Origin of the sequence: Pseudomonas sp. DR208 (assembly GCF_019823005.1) — a bacterium.
Lineage (GTDB): Bacteria > Pseudomonadota > Gammaproteobacteria > Pseudomonadales > Pseudomonadaceae > Aquipseudomonas > Aquipseudomonas extremorientalis.
In genome coordinates, this window is record NZ_CP081944.1 from 1446276 (window position 1) to 1470319 (window position 24044).

The window sequence follows — 24044 nt, forward strand, 5'->3', positions numbered from 1 at the left end:
GGTTTCAATGGCGGGGTGGAGTTAGCAACAAATTGCATGAATTCAGCTGATCTTGTGCAGATAACTCGGCAACGGCTGCTCCGGTAACACCGACAGCACCTTCAACCGCTGCAACATACGTTGCCTGGCCCGCTGCAAATGCTCGCGCAGGTTCAACGCCGCCGCATCAAACGCACCATGCAGCAGCAGCTCCAATATCAACCGATGTTCGGCCAGCATGGCTGGATCCGCGCCGATCCCCAGCAAGCGGTAGAAAATCCGGCTGATGATCATGGGGCTCTGGCCCTGGCGGATCAACGCCGCGATCTTGCGGTTCTGCAGGCCGGCGAGGCAGCGTTGGTGCAAGTCGTCCTCGATCTGTTCGATGGCCTCCAGGCTGCAGTGGGGGTTGTCCTGGGCGGCCAGCACGCGCTGCAGCATGGCTTCGAGCAACTCGCGGTCGAGGTGGGGCGCGCTCTGGCGCAGCGCTTCGGGTTCCAGGCAGGCGCGCAGTTCGTAGTCTTCGGTGACTTCCCGCGCCGTCAAAGGCCCCGCCAGCCATTGGGAGTAGGGCTCCTTTTCCACCAGGCCACGGTCGCGCAGGCGCATCAGCGCTTCGCGCACTACCGCACGACTGACGCCGTAGTGGTCGGCGGCGGCTTGCTCGTCGAGGCGGTAATGGCCGAAGGCGATGCAGGTGGACAGCGCCGCGCCGATTTCTTCGACGATACGTTCGCCCAACGGCCGCGTATCCACCAGTTCATCGTCACCGTTGAGCCCCAGGTGTGCATGGCTCAGGGGCAGGCGCAGCGGTTCCATGGCCAGGCCTTCGGGATTGATCAGGTAACCCCGGCCGTTGAAGCGGCAGATCAGGCCTTCGTCATGCAGCAGGTCCAGGGCCTTGCGCACTGGGACACGGCTGGTGCCGAACAATTCGGCCAGCGGCGCTTCCAGCAACACCAGGCCATGGCGCGCAGTGCCGTTGACGATCGCGTCACGCATCACCTTGTGAATCATCGCGTAACGGGACGCCGAGGCGGACACTGCTTTCATCGTTTTCTCTGGAGACTGTAGGAAGGTGGCCGAGGATTCTCTCATAAGTCGTGCCTGTCACTCTGCGCCACGTCGGTGGCACTTTTTTGGGGCCTTGAAAGCGAGGATGTTACTTTTTTGCACCAAAATGTACTTTTTAATAGAAGATACATTATTTCATTGAAGGTGTTTTCCCTCGTCCTGGCAAGATTTTTCCTGCCGTCTAAAAGCATCTATCCCGCTGCTCTGGGCAAACTTTCCTCATCGCGCGCACACGTGCCGATACAGACTGGCACGGAATCTGCCTTTGTAAAATGTACATTTTATTAATATGTACGTTTTGAGGATCAAGCCGATGTCAGACGCCACTTCCATGGCCGAGGATTTTGCCAGCGGTCGCAGTGACCCGGTGCAAGCCCTCGAACAGGCACTCGATAAGGCCAGTCAGGCCCCGGCCGTGTTTATCAGCCTGACTGCCGAGCGTGCGCGCCGTGAAGCCGAAGCCTCGGCTGCCCGTTGGCGCGCCGGGCAGCCATTGAGCGTGTTCGATGGTGTGCCGCTGGCCTGGAAGGACCTGTTCGATGTGGCCGGCAGCGTCACCACCGCAGGCGCTGCCTATCGCCGCAACGCGCCTGCCGCGTTGCTCGATGCACCTGTGGTCGGCCTGTTGTGCCGCGTCGGAATGGTCAGTGTCGGCAAGACCAACCTCAGCGAACTGGCCTATTCCGGCCTGGGTCTGAACCCGCATTTCGGCACGCCGCACAATCCCTATGGCGACGACGAGCCGCGCATTCCTGGCGGCTCGTCGTCCGGCTCGGCGGTGGCGGTGGCGGCCGGGATCGTGCCCATCGCCATGGGCACCGACACTGCAGGCTCGATCCGCATCCCATCGGCGTTCAACGGCCTGGTGGGCTACCGCAGCAGCCGCCGACGCTACAGCCGTGACGGCGTGTTCCCCCTGGCCCATACCCTCGACAGCCTGGGGCCGCTGACCCGCAGCGTGCGCGATGCACTGGCCATCGACGACCTGCTGCATGGCCGTACCCAGATCCACGCTGCCCGCAGCCTCAAGGGCCAGCGCTTTGTGTTGGCGCAACAGGACGTCGAGCCCGCTGTGCGCAACAATCTGCTGCGCGCCGTGGAGCAACTCAAGGCCCGGGGCGCACTGGTTGAAGAACGTGAATGCGCGACCTTCCAGGCCACCCTGGACCTGATCAAGCACCACGGCTGGCTCGGTTCCTTCGAAGCCTTTGCCCTGCATGAAGTGCTGCTCGACGGCCCTGATGCCGAGCAACTCGACCCTCGCGTACGTCGCCGCCTCGAAGCCGCGCGCGCACTGCCCGCCAGTCAGCTTATCCACCTGACCGACGCACGCCGCCGCCTGCAACAGCAACTGATCGACGACCTCGACGGCGCCATCCTGATCACTCCCACCGTCGCCCATGTCGCGCCAGCCCTGGCACCGCTGGAGGCCGACGACGACCTGTTTGTCAAAACCAATCTCGCCACCCTGCGCCTGACCATGCCCGGCAGTTTGCTCGACATGGCCTGCGTGAACCTGCCCAGCGGCCGCGATGCCCAGGGCCTGCCCACCGGGCTGCTGCTCAGCGCCCCCACCGGAGAAGACGCTCGCCTGTTGCGCGCGGCGTTGTCCGTCGAAACCGTACTTAACGTTTAAGGAGACACACCATGGCTAAAGACATCCTCTGTGCATTTGGCGTCGACGTTGACGCCGTCGCCGGCTGGCTCGGTTCCTACGGCGGCGAAGACTCGCCGGACGACATCTCCCGTGGCCTGTTCGCCGGTGAGGTCGGCGCGCCACGGTTGCTCAAGCTGTTCGAACGCTACGGCCTGCGCACCACCTGGTTCATCCCCGGCCATTCGATGGAAACCTTCCCGGAACAGATGAAGGCCGTGGCCGACGCCGGTCACGAAATCGGCGTGCACGGCTACAGCCACGAAAACCCTATCGCGATGACGGCCGAGCAGGAAGAAATCGTCCTGGATAAATCCATCGAACTGATCACCCAGGTCACCGGCAAGCGCCCCACCGGCTATGTCGCGCCGTGGTGGGAATTCAGCAAGGTGACCAACGAACTGCTGCTGAAAAAAGGCATCAAGTACGACCACAGCCTGATGCACAACGACTTCCACCCCTACTACGTGCGCAAGGGCGACAGCTGGACCAAGATCGACTACAGCCAGCACCCCGACACCTGGATGAAACCCCTGGTGCGCGGCGAAGAAACCGACCTGGTGGAGATCCCCGCCAACTGGTACCTCGACGATCTGCCGCCGATGATGTTCATCAAGAAAGCCCCCAACAGCCACGGTTTCGTCAACCCGCGTCACCTCGAAGAAATGTGGCGCGACCAGTTCGATTGGGTCTACCGCGAACACGAACACGCGGTGTTCACCATGACCATCCACCCGGACGTGTCCGGTCGCCCGCAAGTGCTGCTGATGCTGGAGCGCCTGATCGAACACATCCAGAGCCATGCCGGCGTGCGCTTCGTCACCTTCGACGAAATCGCCGACGACTTCATCCGCCGCCAACCGCGTACCTGAACCTTTGCAACCACCCCTGAGGCGCGACCCATGTCCATCTACAACAAGCTTGACCTGACTGGCTGGAAACCCCGGCAACTGACGTCCCAGGAAGTGCGCTTCGCCACCTGGATCGCGTTTTTCGCCTGGGTGTTTGCGGTGTATGACTTCATCCTGTTCGGCACCTTGCTGCCGGAGATTGGCCGGCACTTCGGCTGGGGTGAAGTGGAGCAAGCGGAAATCGCGACCTGGGTCGCGGTGGGCACGGCGGTGGTGGCGTTTGCCATTGGGCCGGTGGTCGACAAGTTGGGCCGGCGCAAAGGCATTATCTTCACCGTGGCGGGTTCCGCGCTGTGTTCGGCGCTGACCGCAATCGGTGGTGCGTGGGGCAAGTCGCCGCTGATTTTGATCCGCTCGTTGGGCGGCCTGGGTTATGCCGAGGAGACCGTCAACGCCACCTACCTGAGCGAGCTGTACGGCGCTTCGGAAGACCCGCGCCTGACCAAGCGCCGTGGCTTTATCTACAGCCTGGTGCAAGGCGGCTGGCCGGTCGGTGCGTTGATCGCCGCCGGGTTGACCGCGCTGTTGCTGCCGATCATCGGCTGGCAGGGCTGCTTTATCTTTGCCGCGATCCCGGCCATCGTCATCGCGATCATGGCGCGCAAGCTCAAGGAGAGCCCGCAGTTCCAGATCCACCAGCGCATCAGCGAGCTGCGTAAAAGCGGTGCGGTGAAAGAAGCGCAGAACGTCGCCGTGACCTACGGCGTGGACTACGACGAACACAGCAAGGCCGGCCTCAAGGCCGCCTTCCGTGGCCCGGCGCGCCGCGCCACCCTGGTGATCGGCGCCGCGCTGTTGCTCAACTGGGCCGCGATCCAGGTGTTCAGCGTGCTGGGCACTTCGGTGATCGTCAGCGTGCACCACATCTCGTTCGAGAACTCGCTGATCATCCTCGTGCTGTCGAACCTGGTGGGCTATTGCGGCTATCTGAGCCACGGCTGGATGGGCGACAAGATCGGCCGTCGCAATGTGATCGGCCTGGGCTGGATGCTCGGCGGGCTGTCGTTTGCCGGGATGCTGTTTGGCCCGAGCAATATGCCGATGGTGGTCGGGCTGTACAGCCTGGGCCTGTTTTTCCTGATCGGGCCGTACTCGGCGGCGCTGTTCTTTATCAGCGAGAGTTTCCCCACCAGCATCCGCGCCACCGGTGGCGCGATCATCCATGCCATGGGGCCGATCGGCGCTGTAGTCGCAGGCTTTGGCGCGACCCAAGTGTTGTCTGCCGGCAGCGACTGGCAGACCGCCGCGCTGTGGTTTGGCGCACTGCCGTGCTTCCTCTCCGGAGCGCTGATGTTCGCCGCACGGCATGTGCGTCCGGAAACCGTTCAGTAAGGAGTGATCGATGATCCCTGAAGTTGCCTTGATTACCGGTGCCGCCAGCGGCATCGGCCAAGCCCTCGCGGTGGCCTATGCCCGCGTGGGTGTGGCGGTGGTGGGCGGGTATTACCCGGCCGATCCCCATGACCCGCAGACCACCGTAGGCCTGGTGGAAGAGGCCGGCGGCAAATGCCTGATGCTGCCCTTGGACGTGGGCAATACCGCCTCGGTGGACGCCCTGGCCGAACAGGCGGTGGCGCATTTCGGCCGGTTGGACTACGCCGTGGCCAACGCCGGCCTGCTGCGCCGCGCACCGTTGCTGGAGATGACCGACGCGCTGTGGGACGAAATGCTCAATGTCGATCTCACGGGGGTGATGCGCACCTTCCGTGCGGCCACCCGCCATATGGCTGAAGGTGGTGCGCTGGTGGCGATTTCGTCGATTGCCGGTGGCGTATACGGCTGGCAGGAACACAGCCATTACGCGGCGGCCAAGGCCGGTGTGCCGGGGTTGTGCCGGTCGCTGGCGGTGGAGTTGGCGCCGCTGGGGATTCGTTGCAATGCGGTGATCCCGGGGTTGATCGAGACGCCGCAGTCGCTGGATGCGAAGAATTCGCTGGGGCCGGCAGGCTTGGCGAAAGCGGCGCAGGCGATCCCCTTGGGCCGGGTAGGGCGGGCGGATGAAGTGGCGTCGCTGGTGCAGTTCTTGACCAGTGAGGCGTCGAGTTATTTGACCGGGCAAAGCATCGTCATCGACGGTGGCCTGACCGTCCGCTGGCCCGACTGACTAACTGGTTTACTGGGTCCAGTGTGGGAGGGGGCTTGCCCCCGATAGCGGTGCATCAGTCACCGTTGTTTTATCTGAACCACTGCCATCGGGGGCAAGCCCCCTCCCACATTGGACCTGTGTTTTGTTCAGGAGAATTTACATGTCCCAATTTTCAAACCGCCGGGCCGTGATCACCGGCGCCGGCAGCGGCATCGGTGCCGCCATCGCCCGTGCCTACGCCGCTGAAGGTGCACGCCTGGTGCTAGCCGACCGCAATGCGGCCAGCCTCGCGGAAACCGCGATTACCTGCCGCAACCTCGGCGCCGAGGTGTTCGAATGCCTGGCCGATGTCGGTACCGTCGAAGGTGCCCAGGCCAGTGTCGACCGCTGCGTCGAGCACTTTGGCGGCATCGACATTCTGGTCAACAACGCCGGCATGCTCACCCAGGCCCGTTGCGTGGACCTGACCCTTGAAATGTGGAACGACATGCTGCGCGTCGACCTTACCAGTGTGTTCGTCGCCAGCCAGCGTGCGTTGCCGCACATGCTCGCGCAGCGCTGGGGGCGGATCATCAATGTGGCTTCGCAACTGGGCATCAAGGGTGGCGCCGAGTTGACCCATTACGCAGCGGCCAAGGCGGGGGTGATCGGCTTTACCAAATCCCTGGCCCTGGAAGTGGCCAAGGACAATGTGCTGGTCAACGCCATCGCCCCCGGCCCGATCGAGACGCCCCTGGTCGGCGGCATCAGCGACGACTGGAAACGCGCCAAGGCCAGGGAACTGCCCCTGGGCCGTTTCGGCCTGGCGGATGAAGTGGCGCCGGTCGCGGTGCTGCTGGCCAGCGAGCCGGGCGGCAACCTGTTCGTTGGCCAGACCCTGGGCCCGAACTCCGGCGATGTCATGCCATGAGTGAGGTGTAGCCATGTGCGGACTCTGTGGATTGCTTGGCGAAGACCTGCACTGGAGCGACCCCCTGGGCGATGAGTTGCCCCGGCGTCGCGAACGCCTGCGCCGGATTGCGGCGATCAACCAGGTATTGGCGGTGTTCCGGCTCAAGGTCGAAGACTTCCAGGGCGCGTCCTATCTGCTATTGGGCGCCACCGGTAAACAGGCATTGGCCACCGGCCTGGATCAACTCTGGCAAGCTGCCGAGACCCTGCTTGGCCGTCCGTTGGACCCGCTCGATCCGCGCCTGCTGGATCATCTGGAGGCCTGCGTATGAGCATCGCCCTCAACGTCATCACCGGCTTCCTCGGCAGCGGCAAGACCACCTTGCTCAAGCGCCTGCTGCAAGGCGAAAGCCTGGGCGACACCGCGTTGCTGATCAATGAATTCGGCGACGTCGGCATCGACCATCTGCTGGTTGAGGAGGTAGCGCCGGACACCGTGCTGCTGCCCAGCGGTTGTGTGTGTTGCTCGATCCGGGGCGAGTTGAAAGACGCGCTGCTTGACCTGCTGCAGCGCCGCGAGCGCGGTGAAATCCCGGTCTTCAAACGGGTGATCCTGGAGACCACAGGCCTGGCCGATCCGGCACCGATCCTCGCCACCCTGAACAACGATGTGCAACTGCGCGGGCGTTTCCATATCGGCCTGGTGATCACCCTGGTCGACGCCAGCCACGCAGCCCTGCAAGAACGCCTGCACCCGGAATGGCTGGCGCAGGTGGCTGCGGCGGATCGCTTGCTGCTGAGCAAGACCGATCTGGCGGGGGATTGCGCAGCGCTACGTACCCATTTGCAGGCACTCAATGCCGGCACGCCGATCTTCAATACCCAGGATATTCACGGCGGCGACCAGTTGCTGCTCGGCGAAGGCCTGCGCAGCGCCGAGCCCGCCGTTGAAGTCAGCCGCTGGCAGTTGCATCGCACCCCCACTGCCACTCACGGCGCCGCGCAAGTGTGCAGCCTGACGTTCGACCAGCCACTGGACTGGGTGGGGTTCGGGGTGTGGTTGTCGATGCTGTTAAGATGCCACGGCGAACGAATCCTCCGGGTCAAAGGGCTGCTCAACGTGAACGCCAGTAACGCTCCCATCGTCATCCATGGCGTTCAGCACTGCCTGCACGCGCCGGTGCATCTGCCGGCGTGGCCGGGCAGTGATCGCCAATCGCGCCTGGTGTTCATCCTGCGCGGCCTCGACCCTGCGCTGTTAAGGCGCTCGTTTGAAGTCTTTTCGCGGCGGTGGGCGACATGATCACACTGCGCGTCCTCGGCACCTCCGTGACCCTGCTTGAATGCCTGCGCGTACGTGCCGAACAAGAGCTGGGCATTCGTCTGGTGTACCAGGTGCACGATGTCGAACAGGCCCAGCGTATTGCGGTGATGCAGCCCGACAGCTACGACCTGTACGACCAGTGGTTCCACAACGTCGACTTTGTGTGGCCGGCCCAGGCGATCCAGCCTATCGACACCCGGCGCATCGCCTTGTGGCATGAAATCAACGACCTGCCCAAGCGCGGGCGCCTGTCGGCCGACGACCGCCTGGGCAGTGGCAGCGTGCCCAGTGAGCGGCTGTTCGTGCAGCACGACGGCAGCCTCGGCAGCACGGTCACCGAGCGCATCAGCATGCTGCCGCTGACCCACAACGCCGACAGTTTCGCCTACCGCCCCGAGCGCTTGCCCGACGGTTTTTGCCACGGTAACGAGAGCTGGGGCTGGCTGCTGGACCCGGCTTGGCGTGCGCGCACCGCGCTGCAAAGCGACGCCGCCATCGGCGCCCTGGATGCCGCACTGGCGGTGCAGGGCGCGGGGCTGGCCAGCTTCAGGGACATCGGCAATATGAGCATCGAAGAGATCGACGTGCTCGCTGACATACTGGTGCGTAAACAGAAAGAAGGGCACTTTGCGGCGTTCTGGTCCGACGATGAAGAAGCTGCGCAGTTGATGCTCAGCCCGAGTATCGATATCCAGAGCCTGTGGTCGCCGACCCTGATGCGTCTGCATCGCGCAGGGGTGAAATACCGCCTTGCCGTGCCGCGTGAAGGGTATCGCGCGTGGTTTGGCGGGTTGTCGTTGTCGCGGCATGCCAAGGGGCCGGTGCTGGATGCGGCGTATGCGTACTTGAATTGGTGGCTGTCCGGCTGGCCCGGGGCGGTGATGGCGCGCCAGGGTTACTACATTGGTAACCCCGCGCGCAGTCGTGATCACTTGAGCAGTGCCGAATGGGATTACTGGTATGCGGGGTTGCCGGCGCGGGAGGAGTTGTTGGGCAGCGATGGTTTGCCGTTGATCGATGTGGGGGAAGTGCGGGATGGGGGGTCGTATGAGCAGCGCATGGGGCATATTGCGGTGTGGAATTCGGTGATGGATGAGCACAATTATCTGGTGCGGCGGTGGGGGGATTTCATGCGGGCTCGAGGTGGGTGATTGTGTTCATATCAAGGTCGTTAAGTAGAACCGGCGATAACTACCCTGTGGCAAGCCCGCTCGCCACAATTGCAGTGTTCGCAACTGTAAGAGTGGAGCCATAAGTCGCCGTTATCCAAATAACGGATATGTATTCAACTCAAAACCTCAGCCAACCCTTTGTCGCCAAAAAACCGCCACCCAGTTCCCCGGCTTTATTGGGTGCACATACGCCCACTCCCAGCTAATCTCCTCAAATCGAATATTCAATAAAAATGGATATTTTTTTGACGCCAGGTCAGCAGTCGCAGGGAATGCACATGACAAAGGGACGTAGTGGCAGAGAGAGGCGAACGCTGCCAGAGGGCACTGCGATGAAGTGGCGCCACACGTTCCAGACCCGCATCGCCGGGGTGCTCGCGCTGCTGCTGCTGGTAGTCGTGGCCGCCACCTATTTCTCGGTAAAGACCGCCACCGCCCGCGCTGTGGAAAACCAGGCGCAAGTCCAACTGAAAACCGGCAGCCAGGTGTTCGAACGCTTGCTCGATCTGCGCGGGCATCGCCTGCAATACGGCCTGGACTGGCTGACCGCCGACCTGCCGTTCAAGCAAGCCGTGGCCGACGGCAAGACCGTGCCGATCCTTGCTGCGTTGCGCCGTCACGGCACGGGTATCCGCTCCAGTGAGGTGTTTGTGCTGGGCCTGGATGGCAAGGTCATGGTCAGCACGTTGCCGATCCTCACCCGTGGCCAGGTTTTCCCCTACGACGATGCCCTGCGTCACGCGCGGCGCACGGGGCTGCAGATGTTGATCGTGGCCATGGATGGGCGTCCGTATTTGTTGGTGCAGGATGAAGTACTCGACCCGCTGCCTATCGCTCGCATCGTCATGGGGTTCCCCATGGACAAGCTGTTCGCCAGTGAACTGCGTTCCATGAGCAACCTGGAGGTGTCGTTCCTCAGCGTGCAGGACGGCAAGCCCGGCGCGTTGTTCAGCACGCAGCCGGACGCCTACCAGGCCGGTACCCTCAGCCTGTTGCGCGACGGGCATATCGACCCCGAACCGCGGATCCATTTGTTCTACGGCCAGCGTGTGCTCAGCCAGGTATTACCGCTGGCCAACACCGGCGACGGCGATGATGTGCGGGTGCTGTTGCAAAGCCCGCTGGACCACGCCCTGGAATCCTTTGCGCCGCTGGACCGGCAGTTCCTCGGGATTGCCCTGGCGGTGCTGGTGGTGTCGTTGGCCGGCGCGTTGTTTTTGGCGCGGCGGGTGTCGCGCCCGCTCAATGCGCTGGTGCAGGCGGCCGAACGCATCGGCGCCGGTGACTACCGCACGCCGGTGCGGGTGCGCAGCCATGATGAGTTCGGCCTGTTGGCCCGTGCGTTCAACGCCATGCAAAGCGGCATCGCTGTGCGTGAGCGGCAACTGGCGCACAACGCGTTGCATGATCCGCTCACCGGCCTGCCCAATCGCGCCCTGGCGATGGAGCGCCTGGGCAGTGCGATCAGCGCCGGCAGGCCGGTGGTGTTGCTGTATGTGGGGATCGAAAATTACCGGGTGATCAACGAAGGCTTTGGCCCCGAAGGTGTCGAGGAAATGCTGCGCGAAGCCAGTCGCTGCCTGGCCATGAGCCTGTTGGCCAGCGACACCGCGGCACGTATTGCCGGCAGTGAGTTTTTGCTGTTGCTGGAAAACACCGAGGTCGACCGCGCCGTGGCCCGCGCCGACCGCCTCTACGCGCTGCTCACCGAGCCCCAGCGCATCGGCAATGACGAACTGCGCCACGAAGTCAGCATCGGCATCGCGGCTTACCCCGCCGACGGCCAGCAAGTGGAAGAGTTGATCAGCCGCGCCGCCATCGCCCGGCATGACGCCGCGAGCCTGCCGGCGCATCTGCAGATCTACCAGCAGGACCGCGACTTGGCCCATCAGCGCCAGATCACCCTGATCCGCGACCTGCGGCGTGCGGCCATCGAGGGCGAGTTGTTCCTGTGCTACCAGCCCAAACTCGACCTCAAGCACGGCCATGTGCGTCAGGCCGAAGCCTTGTTGCGCTGGCAGCACCCGACCCTGGGCCAGGTGTCTCCCGCCGAGTTCATCCCCCTGGCCGAACGCACCGGCAGCATGAGCAGCCTGACGCTGTGGGTGATCGAAGAAGCGGTGCGTCAGATCGCCGAGTGGGCGCAGCGCGGCCTGCTGATCCAGCTGTCGGTGAATATTTCGGTGGACGACCTGGCTGATGACGACCTGGCGATTCGCGTCACCGCGCTGTTGATGCAGTACCAGGTGGACGCCGGGCAACTGATCTTCGAGATCACCGAAAGTGCGATCATGCACAACCCGCAACAGGCCCTCAGTGTGCTGGAGCAACTGCGCGGTTGCGGTATCAGCCTATCGGTGGATGACTTTGGTACCGGCTACTCGTCCCTCGCGCAATTGCAGCGCTTGCCGGTGCAGGAGTTGAAGATCGACCAGTCCTTCGTGCGCAACCTCGACAGCACCAGCGGCGACGCCGTGATCGTGCGCTCCACCATCGAGATGAGCCACAACCTCGGACTCAAGGTAGTGGCCGAGGGCGTGGAGTTCGCCCCCAGCCTCAAGCTGCTCAAGCAGTGGAATTGCGACACCGCCCAGGGCTACCTGATCAGCCGCCCGCTGAACGCGATGGCGTTCGAGATGTGGATGCGGCGTGAGCGGGTGCCGATCTAGAAAAGCCTTTCCCTTCGACTGCAGATTTTCAAAACAGCGTCGATAACCTCTACAAGGCTTGACCGAATGCATAGTTTTTTGCCGACAGGCGGTTATGTATTGCTGTAAAACCGATGATGGCAATTGGCCTTGCTTGCGTCATCATGCATGCACTTCAATGTTTCTGTGCCAAGGCAGGCTGCTCTTTCAGCTCATTTCCTGCGGATCGACCATGGCTTGGATTTTTCACTCGTTACTTCGTACAGCACTGTTGCTGGCTGTGGGCGGCCCCGCATCGGCGGCGACGCTTGAGGTGTTGGCCCAGCAGGTCGACGGTCAACCTGTTGCCGATGCAGTGGTCACCTTGCACGGCCCGGCGCAGGCGCCGCAAGGCGTGCTCAAGGCGGATATGGACCAGCGCGGTCAACGCTTCGCGCCCCATGTACTGGCAGTGCACACCGGTACCCAGGTGCGCTTCCCCAACAGCGACAATATTCGCCATCAGGTGTATTCGTTCTCCGCTGCCAAGCGCTTCGAACTGCGCCTTTACGAAGGCACGCCCACTGACCCGCTGCTGTTCGACAGGCCCGGCGTGGTGGTGCTGGGCTGCAATATCCATGACTGGATGCTCGGCTATATCTACGTCACCGATGACCCGCGTTTCGGCGTCAGCGATGCCCAGGGCCGCGTGCGCCTGGAACAGTTGCCGGCCGGTGACTACCACCTCACCGTGTGGCATCCGCAACTGGCAGATATGCAGCCGTTGGATGGCGGCACCTTGCACATTCCTGCTGCCGGGCTCAGCCACCGTGTGACGTTGAGCCTGGAGCCCGCACCGGCGGATTTGCCGCCGCCGCCCAGCGCCTTTGGCGATGCCTTCAATCGAGCCGCCCATGAAACTGCGCAGTAGCTTCCAGGCGCGGGTCGCCTGCGTGTTGATCGTGCTGTCACTGGTGGTGATCGGCGCGCTGTATTTCAGCGTCAAGGCCGCCACCCGCTCGGCGGTCCACGGCCAGGCCCTGGCCCAGCTGGACGTGGGCACGCGGGTGTTCGAGCGCTTGCTCGACACACGCGGTCGGCGCCTGGCCGATGGTGTGCAGTTGTTGGCGGCCGACTTCGGTTTTCGCGATGCGGTCGCCAGTGGCGATTCGGCAACCCTGCGCTCGGTGCTGCTCAACCACGGCAAGCGCATCAACGCCAGCGACATGATCCTGCTGGGCATGGACGGAAAAGTCCTGGCCAGCACCCTGGAGGACGTTCCGGAGGGCTCGACCTTTCGCTACGACCAGGCCCTGCGCGAAGCCCGGCGCAATCGTCAGGCGATGCTGGTGGTGCCGTTGCAGGGCGAGCCGCATCTGTTGGTAGAAGCTTCGGTGCTGGCGCCGTTGCCTATCGCGCGGGTGGTAATGGGGTTCAGCATGGACGCGGCATTTGCCGATGAGCTGCGTTCGCTGAGCAACCTGGAAGTCTCGTTCCTGGCGATTGATCATGACCGCCCCGGCGAGCTGGTCAGTACCCAGCCGCAAGCACTGCGCCAGAGCATCAGCGCGCTGATGCTGGGCGACTCGACGCGGCGTGGCGTGTCCACCACCGCTCACCTTGAGCACCGCTTCCTCAGTCAATCGCTGGTATTGGCCAGTGATGAAAACGGCAAAGTCCTGGCCCTGCTGCAAAGCCCGCTGGATGCGGCGATGCAGGCCTTTGTGCCATTGGATGAAAAGATTCTCGGGATTGCCCTGGTCGCGCTGATCGCTTCATTGATCGGTGCCTTGCTGCTGGCGCGCACGGTGTCGCGTCCGGTGCAGGCCTTGGCGCAGGCGGCCGAACGCATCGGCAGCGGCGACTATCAGACCCCGGTGGTGCTGGCGCGCAGTGATGAACTGGGGCGCCTGGCCCTGGCGGTCAACGCGATGCAAAACGGCATTGCCGAGCGCGAACAACAGCTGGCGCACAATGCCTTGCATGATCGCGTCACCGGCCTGCCGAACCGTGCGCTGGCCATGGAACGCCTGGGCAGTTCGATTGCCCTGCAACGCCCGGTGGCCCTGATCTACCTGGGCATCGACAACCTGCGCGCCGCCAGCGAAACCGCAGGCCCCGAAGCGGTGGACCAACTGCTGATCACGGTCAGCCAGCGTCTGCAAGCGGCGTTGCGCCCCGGCGATACCGTGGCGCACCTGATCGCCGACGAATTCCTGCTGCTGCTCGAAGGTGCGGGCAGCGACGAAGCGGTGGGCATGGCCGACAAACTGCAACAGCTGCTGCTGCGTCCCCAGCGCATCAACGGCCATGACCTGGCGCTGGATTGTCGCCTGGGCATCGCGGTGTACCCGGTTGATGGTGAAAGCCCGCACACCTTGCTGGAACGCGCGGCCATCGCCATGAAGGACGCCGCGCAAATGCCCGGCCGCCTGCAAATCTATGAGCAGGGCCGCGACCTGGCGCACCGCCGCCAGATTACCCTGATCCGTGACCTGCGCCACGCGGCCAACCAGGGTCAACTGTTGCTGCACTACCAGCCCAAGCTGGATATCCGCCAGGGCCATGTGCGTCAGGCCGAAGCGCTGTTGCGCTGGCAGCATCCGCAGTTCGGCATGGTCTCGCCGGGGGAATTCATCCCGCTGGCCGAACGCTCGGGCAGTATCCAGTTGCTGACCCAATGGGTGATCGAGCAGGGCATTCGCCAGTTGTGCGAATGGAACCGGCGCGGCCTGTCCTTGCAACTGTCGCTGAACATCTCGGCGGACGATCTGCTCGGCGATGAGCTGGCCCACCGGGTCTCGGCATTGCTGTGTCGCTATGGTTTGCCGGCCGAACAACTGCTGTTTGAAATCACCGAAAGCGCGGTGATGCGTGAGCCGGAAAAAGCCCTCAAGGTGCTCAACTTGCTGCGCGATTGCGGTATCGGCCTGTCGGTGGACGATTTCGGCACCGGCTATTCGTCACTGGCGCACCTCAAGCGCCTGCCGGTGCAGGAGTTGAAGATCGACCAATCCTTTGTGCGCAACCTCGATGAAACCAGTGAAGACGCAGTGATCGTGCGCTCCACCATCGAGATGAGCCACAACCTGGGCCTCAAGGTCGTTGCCGAGGGCGTCGAATACGCCCACAGCCTGCGCCTGCTGGAGCGCTGGCACTGCGACACGGCCCAGGGTTACCTGATCAGCCGGCCGTTGAGTGCCGACGCCTTCGAAGCCTGGATGGCCTTGCCGCTCAGTGCGCAAACGTCCCTGGTTCATTGAGTGACATGACCGTGCGTTTTTCTTTCCTGATCGGTTGCCTTGGCGCACTGGCCCTGCAAACGGCACTGGCCGACAACGGCCGCCTGATCGCTACCGGCGGCGCCAGCAGTATCGAAGGTGCGGCGGGCGGTGGGATCACACCCTGGGCAGTGCTGGCCGGATACGGCGAACAGCACGAATGGGGGGCCACGGCGTTCGCGACCACGGTCAACCTGCCGGATTATCGGCTGGACGTGGCCGGGCTGGCGCTGGCCTACGACAACCGCATCGAGGTGTCTTTCGCCCGCCAGCGCTTTGACCTCGGCAGCCTGGTGCATAAGCTCAAACTGCCCGAGGACAACCTGGGCCAGGACGTGCTTGGCCTCAAGGTGCGCCTGTTCGGTGATGTGATCTACGACGCGCTGCCCCAGGTTTCCCTGGGCCTGGAATACAAGCACCAGACGAACTTTGATATCCCCAGCCTGGTGGGCGCCAGGCGCGACAGCGATGTCGAAGGCTACCTGGCCGCCAGCCGCCTGTTCATGGGCGCCGCGTTTGGCTACAACGTGCTGGTCAACGGCAGCCTGCGCTACAGTCGGGCCAATGAAACCGGCTTGCTCGGCTTTGGCGGCGACCGCCGCGACAGCCGCAGCCTGCTCAAGGAAGGCTCGCTGGCGTTGCTGCTCAACCCGCGTTGGGCGGTGGGCGTGGAGTACCGTGAGAAGCCCGACAACCTGTCGTTTGCCGGCGAAAGTGATTGGGCGGATCTGTTCGTGGGGTACTTCCCCAACAAGCATGTGTCGTTTGTATTGGCTTATGCACGGCTTGGCGAAATTGCCACGCTGGACCACCAGAACGGCACGTATTTGTCCGTGCAGGGGAGTTTCTGATGCGCTGTTTACCGCTGGTTTTCGTCCTGCTGCTCAGCGCCTGCGCGCAGCAACCGCCCAAGGACGACAGCCTCTATCGCGACCTCGGCGCCATGCCCGGCATCACGCGGATCGTGGAGGGCATGTTGCTCAACATCGCCCGGGATGATCGTATCGTCGAGCGCTTCCGGCGCATTGATATCCAGCGCCTGCGCAACAAGCTGATCGAGCAGTTCTGTGTGGAGGCGGGTGGGCCGTGCACCTACACCGGTGACAGCATGGCCGAGAGTCACAAGGGCCAGAATGTGAGCCGCAGTGATTTCAATGCGTTGGTGGAGGACTTGATCAAGGCGATGGACAGCGAGGGAATTGCGGTGCCGGTGCAGAACCGCTTGATTGCGCGGTTGGTGGTGATGCGCGGTGAAGTCATAGAACACTGATAAAAAATGTGGGAGGGGGCTTGCCCCCCTCCCACAGTGACAGTTCTGTTGCCGGTGTCGCTTATTCCGGCAGTTTGAACGCCATCACATAGTCACCCTGCTTGGTGCCCAGTGAACCGTGACCGCCGGCCATGACCAGCACGTACTGCTTGCCATCCTTGCCGGTGTAGGTCATCGGGGTGGTCTGCGCGCCGGCTGGCAGGCGACCTTCCCACAGTTGCTTGCCGTTTTTCACGTCGTAGGCACGCAGGTACTGGTCGAGGGTGCCGCTGAGGAATGCGACGCCACCGGCGGTGGTGAAGGTGCCACCCAGGCTAGGCACGCCCATGGTCAGCGGGACCGGAACCGGCGAGCTGTCACGCACGGTGCCGTTCTTGTGCATCCAGATGGTTTTGTGGGTGGTCAGGTCGACCGCGGCCACATAACCCCATGCCGGTGCCTGGCACGGCAGGCCCATTGGCGACAGCAGGGCTTCGAGGATCACGCCGTACGGCGCGCCTTTGTTCGGCTGCACGCCTTCGGTTTCGCTGACGCGCGGGCCTTGCTTGGCGATGTCGGCCGCCGGGATCAGCTTGGACTTGAACGCCATGTAGCTCGGGTTGACGAAGGCAATCTGGCGCACCGGGTCGACGGAAATGCCACCCCAGTCAAACACGCCGAAGTTGCCCGGGTACACGATCGAACCTTGCAGTGAAGGCGGGGTGAACGCACCGTCGTAGCGCATGGATTTGAAATCGATGCGGCACAGCAGTTGGTCGAACGGTGTCACGCCCCACATGTCACGCTCTTTGAGCGGCGGCGGCATGAAGTTCAGGTCCGACTTCGGCTGGGTTGGCGAGGTGTGGTCGCCCGCGACGGCGCCTTGCGGCACGGCCACTTCGTGGATCGGCACCACGGGTTGGCCGGTGGCGCGGTCCAGCACGTAGATGCTGCCTTGCTTGGTCGACGCCATCACCGCCTGCTTCACGCCGGCTTCGGTCTTGATGTCGATCAGCGACGGCTGGCCGCCTACGTCCATGTCCCACAGGTCATGGTGAGTGAACTGGAAGGTCCACTTCACATGGCCGCTGTCGATGTCCAGGGCGGTCAGGCCGGCGCTGTATTTTTCCGAGTCTTCGGTACGGTCGCCGCCGTATTGGTCGGGCATCTGGTTGCCCATCGGCAGGTACAGCATGCCGAGTTTTTCATCCACGGCGAACATGGACCACATGTTCGGCGAGTTGCGGGTGTACGTCTTGCCTTCGGCCAACGGGGTGGTGTCGTCCGGGTTGCCACTGTCCCAGTTCCACACTAGCTTGCCGGTGTGCACGTCGAACGCGCGGATCACGCCGCTGGGCTCGTCGGTGGAGACGTTGTCGGTGACGTGGCCGCCGATCACCACCAGGTTCTTGGTGACGGCCGGTGGCGAGGTGGAGTAGTAACCGCCTGGGGCGAAGCTGCCGATGTTGGCACGCAGGTCGACCTGGCCTTTGTCGCCGAAGTCTTCGCACATCTTGCCGGTGTCGGCGTTGAGGGCGATCAGGCGAGTGTCGGCGGTTGGCACGAAGATGCGTTTCGGGCAGGCGTTCGGTGCGGCGGCCGGGCTGGCGCTGCCGGTCGGGCTTTGCTCGGAAGCGTACACGGCGTCATCGTGATACGACACGCCACGGCAGGTCATGTGCGCCCAGCCCTTGAAGTTCTCGGCCCCCTGGCTGCTGATCTTCGGATCGAAGCGCCAGATTTCCTTGCCGGTGTCCGGGTCGAGGGCAATTACCTGGCTGTGCGGGGTGCACACGTAGAGCATGCCGTTGACTTTCAGCGGGGTGTTTTCCGCGGTTGTCTCGCCTGGATCATTCGGGCCAGGGATGTCACCGGTGCGGTAGGTCCACGCTGGCACCAACTTGTGGGCGTTTTCCGGGGTGATCTGCGCCAGCGGCGAGTAACGGTCACCGTAGGCCGAACGGCCGTAGGAGTTCCAGTCGCCATCGGCCTGGGACGGCGCAGCGCTGGCCATGCCTGGCACCGCGTCGCGGTCCAGTTGGCCGGTCTTGACCATCTCACCCGGGTTGGTGAACTGGCTGGCCAGGGCGGTAGCACCTGCCAACACCACGGCGACGCTCAGCGCGCCAGTGCCCAGTGGGGCAGGTTGGCCGCGCAGCAACGGACGGCGGAACCACGGCAGCAGCATGACGATACCCAGGGCGAACAGCAGCGCCAGGCGCGGCACCAACTGCCACCAGTCCAGGCCGACTTCCCACAGCGCCCACACGGTACTGGCGAACAACACCAGTGCGTACAGGCCCAGCGCGGCGCGGCGGGTGGCCAGCAACAGGATGCCGGTCAGGGTGATGCCGATACCGGCCAGCAGGTAGTACAGCGACCCGCCGAGCATCGTCAGCTTGATACCCCCGGCCAGCAAGGCCAGGCCCATGATCAGCAGCAAGACGCCTAGCAACCTGGGCAGCAGGCGGCTTGGGCTCGAAGCACCATCAGTGCTCATAGTGTGTTTCTCCGTGACGTTGGAATTATGTGACCCCGTGCTTCACTGTAGATGACGATTCGGCACGGGCTTGGTTCAGCGTTAATTCGGTTTTTCTGGGGATAAGTGGGGTTATCCACAGACGGGCGATTTATCCCCAGGCGCAGCTCGGGGTAAGACAGCGCTGTCTTTGCAGGTGGGAATAATCAGCAAGATGAGGTCGACCGGGGGGCGTGAAACGTTTCAGTTTGTTGCGGCAAGGATAAAGGGAGAGGGCTTCAAGAGAAAGCGTAAATCGCAAGATGCATCATTTCAGATTTGGTAACAGTGACAGATAGTCGCTGCAACGTTGGCTTCATGAAACCCTGCCCTGTGGCGAGCGGGCTTGTTGTGGCGAGCGGGCTTGCCCCGCGTAGGGCTGCGAAGCAGCCCCCTGTCAATTCACCGCATTCTTTGAGAAAGACTCAGTGACTGGTTTTGGGGCTGCTGCGCAGCCCAACGCGGGGCAAGCCCGCTCGCCACAGTAAGCGGGTTGCTACAGGCTGGGGGGAAAATTTTTAGAAGGTAGTTCGAACGCCGAACTGCACACTTCTACCCGGCGCCGGGGCAATATCGCGCAGGATCGAGCTGGCATAGCGCACGGTCTGGTTGGTCAGGTTCTCGCCGTTCACGAACGCCAGCCACTGGCTGCCACCCATATTGAAGTGATAACCCATGCTGGCGCCGAGGGTGGTGTAGCCATCGGTGCTGCTTTCGTTATCCGGCACGCGACCCTGGCCCGCCGCGTGTTCCACATCGATACGTGCCTGCCAGCGGTCCAGTTCCCACAGCAAGCCGCTGTTCAAACGCAACGGTGCGATACGCGGCAGGGCTTCGCCGGTGTCGAGGTTGGTCGCACGGGTGTAGTCGCCCGACAGTTCCAGCGCGAACTTACCGTAGGCGCTTTCGCCAAGTTTCCAGTGATCCTGGGCTTCAAAGCCGGCGAAGCGTGCCCGCACGCCAGAGTACTTGTACTCAGGGATGCCGCCCGCGTCTTCTTCGCCTTCATCGTTCAGCGTGCGACCGCTGCCCAACAACCCGATGTAGTTGGAGAAGCGACTGTAGAACACCCCGAAGCTGCCCTTGTGGGTGCCATTGTCAAAGCGCAGCGCCAGGTCGCTAGACACTGCTTTTTCTTTTTTCAGGTTGGCATCGCCCAGCTCGTAGGTGCCGGTGGCGACGTGGGCGCCGTTGGCATACAGCTCGTAGAAGGTCGGTGCACGCTCGGTGTAGCCCAGGGTGGCGGCCAGGGACCACACGGGTGTGAGGGTGTAGACCGCACCCGAAGACAAGCTGCCGGCGGTGAAGTCATTGGATTTGTCGGCATTGGCAAAACGCGCGTTGCCCTTGGCATCCGGGTCGACGCTGGTGTGTTCCAGGCGCCCGCCGAGGCTGAGTTTGAGGCGCTCGGTGGCCTGCATTTCTTCGAGGATAAACAGCGCGCCGGCGTTGGTGTCGGTCTGCGGCACGAAGGCCTCTTCGCCGAGGGCGGAGAACTCGTTGCGGGTCACTTGCGCGCCCACCACGCCGTCGAACGGGCCAAGCGGCTGGTGGCGGGCTTCTACCCGGGCTTCATACCCCTTGTTCTTGAAGATCGTACCGGTTTCGCCCCCTTCGATTTCGCGGTGCTCGTAGTCGGTGTAGCCCGCGTCGAGTTTCACCGAGGTGAACGGCCCCTGCAGGTTGCGGATTTCCGAAGCGAAGGCGTAGTGATCCTGCTTCATGCGGATGCGCACATCCTGTTCGGCAGGGGAGCCGTAGTTGGCGTCGTAGTTGCTGTAGGACAACCCGGCATAGCCGTCGTCCCAGGTGTAGGAACCGCCCACGGCACCGCCGTCCTGGCGCCCGTCGCTGTTGCCCAGGCGGCCATTCTTGCCGGGGACGTCGTCGGTTGCCGGGGCGTGGCGGCTGCGCGCCTGGCCGGGGATTTTCAGGTCGTTGAATTCCCGCGCGTTGGCGTCCAGGTGCAAGGCGAACGTGCCGTTACCTGCCTCCAGTTTGCCGGCGCTGCTGCGCGTGGTGTCGGCGCCGCCGTAGCGCAATTCACCGGCACCGTGGATGCCTTCGATGGCTTCGGTGGGGATGCGGTTGTCGAAGGTGTTGACCACGCCACCGATGGCGCTGCCGCCGTACAACAGCGCCGCCGGGCCGCGCACGATTTCAACGCGATCCACGTTGACCGGGTCCAGCGGCACCGCGTGGTCGTAGGACAGCGACGACGCATCCAGCGCGCCCACGCCATTGCGCAGGATGCGAATGCGGTCGCCATCCTGCCCGCGGATGATCGGCCGGCTGGCGCCCGGGCCAAAGTACGACGACGACACGCCTGGCTGCTTGTTCAGGGTTTCGCCGAGGCTGCCCTTTTGTTGCAGGGTCAGGTCATCGCCTTCCAGCACGGTGGTCGGCGAGGCGAGCTGCTCGCTGCCCAGCGGGTTGCCGGTGATGACTTGGGGTTGCAGCTCCAGGGCATGGGCTTCGGAGCCGATCAGCAGGGCGGCGGCGAGCGGGGACAGGCGCCATAGGGAAGAGAAGAGCATTGGGCATTCCTTTGTAAAGCAACGAAAAGATTTGAGATTTGTAGTTACAATATAACATCTCTTTTTTGCTGAAAACGGGAACTTTTTTGATCGTGCTAAAGTGCGCAGCTGTGTGTTCTCTTTTCTAAAGGCCTGGCATGACCGCGACAAGCAACGACCCTCTCCACGGCGTGACCCTGCAACACGTCCTCACCACCCTGGTGGAGCATTACGAATGGGCCGGCCTGGCCGAACGGATTGACGTGCGCTGCTTCAAGAGCGACCCGAGCATCAAGTCGAGCCTCACGTTCTTGCGCAAGACCCCGTGGGCGCGGGAAAAAGTCGAAGGGTTGTACGTGAAACTGATGCGTACCAAACGCCCGCTGGACTGATCCCATGAAGCGGTTTGTGGCTGCGGCGGCGCTTGCTGGTTGGGTGGGGTTGGTGATTCAGCAATACCTGATTTTCTATTCGCGCTGGGAATCCGGCGCCAGCTTGATGGGCGGGCTGGTCAATTTTTTCAGTTTCTTCACCGTGCTCACCAACACCCTCGCGGTGGTGGTGTTGAGCTATGCGCTGGTGAGGCGCGATTCACCCGCGAAGCGGTTTTTCCTCGCGCCCGGCATCAGCAGTGGGATCGCCGTGAGCATCCTGGTGGTGGGCCTGGCTTACAACCTGTTGCTGCGGCATCTGTGGCAACCCGAAGGCTTCCAGTTCATTGCCGACGAGTTGCTGCACGACGTAATGCCGGTGCTGTTTTTTATCTACTGGTGGCAGTGCGTGCCCAAGGGCAACCTGCACCTCAGGCACATCGCCGGCTGGGTGATTTACCCGCTGGTGTACTTCGCCTATGTGCTGCTGCGGGGGGATTTGCTCGGGCAGTATCAGTACCCGTTCATTGATGTGGGCACCCTCGGTTATCCACAGGTGTTCGTGAATGCGGGGGGCATTCTTGCGGGGTTTGTCGCGATAGCAGGGGCAGTGGTGGGGCTGGACAAGCTCATCAAGCCCCAGCCCTGATTCATTCTTCGTCGCTGCCTTCGGCGCGCCAGTAACCGACGGCCTTGAGGAACTCCTCCTTGACCTGGTGCGTGTCCAGCAGCACGCGGCGCACCTGGCGCGACAGCTTGGTTTCGGTGGCGACAAAGCTGTACAGCGAGCCACTCGGCAGCGTCAGTTTGCGCACGGTGTCGAGCAGGTCGTCCTGGCCGCGAATCACCCAGACCACCTGGACGTCGGCCGCGCTTTGCAGCGCCTGCTTTTCGGCTGTATTGGCGATCTCGATCACGGCCAGCACGGTGCGCCCGGCCGGCAACTCTTCCAGGCGGCGAGCGATGGCCGGGATGGCGGTTTCATCGCCGATCAACAGATAACTGTCGAAGATATCCGGCACGATCATCGAGCCCCGTGGCCCGCCGATGTACAGGTGTTGGCCAACCTGCGCCTGCTCGGCCCAGGTAGACGCAGGGCCGTCGCCATGCAGCACGAAGTCGATATCCAGCTCACCGATGCTCAGGTCGAAACGCCGCGGCGTGTAGTCGCGCATGGCCGGTTGCGGCCCGTCGCCCTTGATGGCGAACGTCGGGCTTTCCAGCGCGGCCTGTTCGGCGGCGTTCTGGGGGAACAGCAGCTTGATGTGATCGTCACTGCCCAGGCTGACAAACCCGGCCAATTCTGGCCCGCCCAGGGTGATGCGACGCATGCGCGGGGTGATGTCCACCACCCGCAGCACCTGCAGGCGGCGACGTTTGATTTCGTGGGTAACGCGATGGATGGTTTGCGTATTCATTGGTTTTCCCCGTCGACAATGGCCTGGGCGGTGCTGTTGAGCAGCGCCGCGACACGCACGATTTCTTCCGGGCTCCAGCGCCCGTGGTGCGAATGCAAGGCATGGCGCAGGTTGTGCACCGCCTCGTGGATTTCCGGCGGTCGGTCCTGGCCGCGCAGCGCGCGCTTGCTCACGTCCATGCGCAGACGGATACCGTCGAGGGCAACCGTCTGCTCGCTTAAGAAGAGACGACCGGCGTCGGTGATTGTGTAGCGTTTTTTCCCGCCTTCGGTGTCGCCGCTGATCAACTCGCTTTCTTCAAGAAAGGTCAGCGTGGGGTAGATCACCCCGGGGCTGGGGCTGTAGGCGCCGTCGAACAGGCTTTCGATCTGGCGGATCAGGTCATAGCCGTGGCAGGGCTGCTCGGCGATCAGCGCCGGCAGCAGCAATTTCAGATCGCCTGGGGCAAAGACCCGCGGGCCGCGGCCACCGCGTTCGCGACCGCCGCGTTTTTCGAAGCCGTCGTGGCTGTCGTGGTGAGGGTGTCCTCTCATTTCGCTTCTCCTGTCGTGTTTAGATACAACGTAAGATATATCTTATAGATAGGGCAAACGCACCCGACCAACGGCACGCAAGGCATTACGAGCTTGGCAAGCAGGCTGAAAGTTTCGAGTTATTCAACTCTGTATAAATAGAGCTATTACTCAAGTCGTGAGTGGTGTGCTCTTACACGCGTTGTCGGCACGCGAGAGTTGGAGTTTTTATGCGCATGTCATACTGTTCTTACAAACGTGTTCGGTGCGTAATTGTTCTCGTTTATTATCAAGTAGTCTGTTTCTTACAGTTGATTTTAAAGTTTTGGCAAAATGCCACTTTTTTCCCATATTACTAGGTGTGTCTTGGCTACATGAAGTAGAGAAGCGGACTGCTTACTTGGGCTTTTATTTTGAGAATACTGGTTGGGCATAGGGCGAGACGGTACGTTCGTCAATGC

20 protein-coding genes are annotated in these 24044 nt (G+C 62.7%); 15 read left to right on the forward strand and 5 right to left on the reverse strand.

The window, feature by feature from the left end; genetic code table 11:
* Window positions 1-42: 42 nt before the first annotated feature.
* Window positions 43-1032 carry a GntR family transcriptional regulator gene (locus tag K5K89_RS06390; RefSeq protein ID WP_222541050.1) on the reverse strand — a complete coding sequence of 330 codons (990 nt, stop codon included), beginning with the start codon at window positions 1030-1032 and terminating at the stop codon, window positions 43-45.
* Window positions 1033-1366: 334 nt separating this feature from the next.
* Here K5K89_RS06390 and K5K89_RS06395 point away from each other — a divergent pair, with 334 nt between their 5' ends.
* The 13 genes from K5K89_RS06395 to K5K89_RS06455 all read left to right on the forward strand — a co-directional run bounded on the left by K5K89_RS06395 (window position 1367) and on the right by K5K89_RS06455 (window position 16269).
* Window positions 1367-2689 (forward strand): amidase, encoded by a 1323-nt coding sequence (locus K5K89_RS06395; protein WP_222541051.1) that lies wholly within the window; start codon window positions 1367-1369, stop codon window positions 2687-2689.
* A gap of 11 nt (window positions 2690-2700) precedes the next feature.
* Window positions 2701-3579: a polysaccharide deacetylase family protein gene (locus K5K89_RS06400; protein ID WP_010212857.1), complete on the forward strand. Its 879-nt coding sequence runs from the start codon at window positions 2701-2703 to the stop codon at window positions 3577-3579.
* Window positions 3580-3609: 30 nt separating this feature from the next.
* Window positions 3610-4950, forward strand: coding sequence for an MFS transporter (locus K5K89_RS06405; RefSeq protein ID WP_092240968.1), 1341 nt, complete (start codon window positions 3610-3612; stop codon window positions 4948-4950).
* Window positions 4951-4960: 10 nt separating this feature from the next.
* The gene (locus K5K89_RS06410; RefSeq protein ID WP_222541052.1) at window positions 4961-5722 is read left to right on the forward strand and encodes an SDR family NAD(P)-dependent oxidoreductase; all 762 of its coding nucleotides are present in this window, start codon (window positions 4961-4963) and stop codon (window positions 5720-5722) included.
* A gap of 142 nt (window positions 5723-5864) precedes the next feature.
* Window positions 5865-6614, forward strand: a complete 750-nt coding sequence (locus K5K89_RS06415; RefSeq protein WP_222541053.1) for an SDR family NAD(P)-dependent oxidoreductase — start codon at window positions 5865-5867, stop codon at window positions 6612-6614.
* Between the two features lie 13 nt (window positions 6615-6627).
* Entirely contained in the window at window positions 6628-6927 is a 300-nt protein-coding gene (locus K5K89_RS06420) for a hypothetical protein (protein WP_222541054.1), read from the forward strand.
* Window positions 6924-7898 carry a CobW family GTP-binding protein gene (locus tag K5K89_RS06425; RefSeq protein ID WP_222541055.1) on the forward strand — a complete coding sequence of 325 codons (975 nt, stop codon included), beginning with the start codon at window positions 6924-6926 and terminating at the stop codon, window positions 7896-7898. The genes K5K89_RS06420 and K5K89_RS06425 overlap by 4 nt, the downstream gene beginning before the upstream one ends.
* Window positions 7895-9070: a PotD/PotF family extracellular solute-binding protein gene (locus K5K89_RS06430; protein WP_092240976.1), complete on the forward strand. Its 1176-nt coding sequence runs from the start codon at window positions 7895-7897 to the stop codon at window positions 9068-9070. The genes K5K89_RS06425 and K5K89_RS06430 overlap by 4 nt, the downstream gene beginning before the upstream one ends.
* Before the next feature lie 353 nt (window positions 9071-9423).
* Window positions 9424-11760: a putative bifunctional diguanylate cyclase/phosphodiesterase gene (locus K5K89_RS06435; protein WP_222541056.1), complete on the forward strand. Its 2337-nt coding sequence runs from the start codon at window positions 9424-9426 to the stop codon at window positions 11758-11760.
* A 211-nt stretch (window positions 11761-11971) separates the two neighbouring features.
* On the forward strand, window positions 11972-12649 hold the full coding sequence (locus K5K89_RS06440) for a methylamine utilization protein (RefSeq protein WP_071488657.1): 678 nt from the start codon (window positions 11972-11974) through the stop codon (window positions 12647-12649).
* On the forward strand, window positions 12633-14981 hold the full coding sequence (locus tag K5K89_RS06445) for a putative bifunctional diguanylate cyclase/phosphodiesterase (protein ID WP_222541057.1): 2349 nt from the start codon (window positions 12633-12635) through the stop codon (window positions 14979-14981). The genes K5K89_RS06440 and K5K89_RS06445 overlap by 17 nt, the downstream gene beginning before the upstream one ends.
* Before the next feature lie 5 nt (window positions 14982-14986).
* Complete coding sequence (locus K5K89_RS06450; RefSeq protein WP_222541058.1) at window positions 14987-15850, forward strand: DUF3034 family protein; 864 nt, start codon at window positions 14987-14989, stop codon at window positions 15848-15850.
* Window positions 15850-16269, forward strand: coding sequence for a group I truncated hemoglobin (locus tag K5K89_RS06455; protein WP_222541059.1), 420 nt, complete (start codon window positions 15850-15852; stop codon window positions 16267-16269). The genes K5K89_RS06450 and K5K89_RS06455 overlap by 1 nt, the downstream gene beginning before the upstream one ends.
* A 61-nt stretch (window positions 16270-16330) precedes the next feature.
* Here the strand turns inward: K5K89_RS06455 and K5K89_RS06460 are convergent, their stop codons facing one another.
* Together K5K89_RS06460 and K5K89_RS06465 are read right to left on the reverse strand one after the other, a co-directional pair.
* Window positions 16331-18748 (reverse strand): glucose/quinate/shikimate family membrane-bound PQQ-dependent dehydrogenase, encoded by a 2418-nt coding sequence (locus K5K89_RS06460; protein WP_071488661.1) that lies wholly within the window; start codon window positions 18746-18748, stop codon window positions 16331-16333.
* A gap of 536 nt (window positions 18749-19284) precedes the next feature.
* Complete coding sequence (locus tag K5K89_RS06465) at window positions 19285-21303, reverse strand: TonB-dependent receptor (RefSeq protein WP_071488662.1); 2019 nt, start codon at window positions 21301-21303, stop codon at window positions 19285-19287.
* 137 nt (window positions 21304-21440) lie between these two features.
* Between K5K89_RS06465 and K5K89_RS06470 the strand changes: the two genes are divergently transcribed.
* Window positions 21441-21674 (forward strand): VF530 family DNA-binding protein, encoded by a 234-nt coding sequence (locus tag K5K89_RS06470; RefSeq protein ID WP_048720273.1) that lies wholly within the window; start codon window positions 21441-21443, stop codon window positions 21672-21674.
* A gap of 4 nt (window positions 21675-21678) precedes the next feature.
* Window positions 21679-22302, forward strand: a complete 624-nt coding sequence (locus tag K5K89_RS06475; RefSeq protein WP_222541060.1) for a Pr6Pr family membrane protein — start codon at window positions 21679-21681, stop codon at window positions 22300-22302.
* 1 nt (window position 22303) lies between these two features.
* Here the strand turns inward: K5K89_RS06475 and K5K89_RS06480 are convergent, their stop codons facing one another.
* Both K5K89_RS06480 and K5K89_RS06485 read right to left on the reverse strand, forming a co-directional pair.
* Entirely contained in the window at window positions 22304-23071 is a 768-nt protein-coding gene (locus tag K5K89_RS06480) for a siderophore-interacting protein (protein ID WP_071488664.1), read from the reverse strand.
* Window positions 23068-23604: a PadR family transcriptional regulator gene (locus tag K5K89_RS06485; RefSeq protein ID WP_071488665.1), complete on the reverse strand. Its 537-nt coding sequence runs from the start codon at window positions 23602-23604 to the stop codon at window positions 23068-23070. The genes K5K89_RS06480 and K5K89_RS06485 overlap by 4 nt, the downstream gene beginning before the upstream one ends.
* Window positions 23605-24044: the final 440 nt, after the last annotated feature.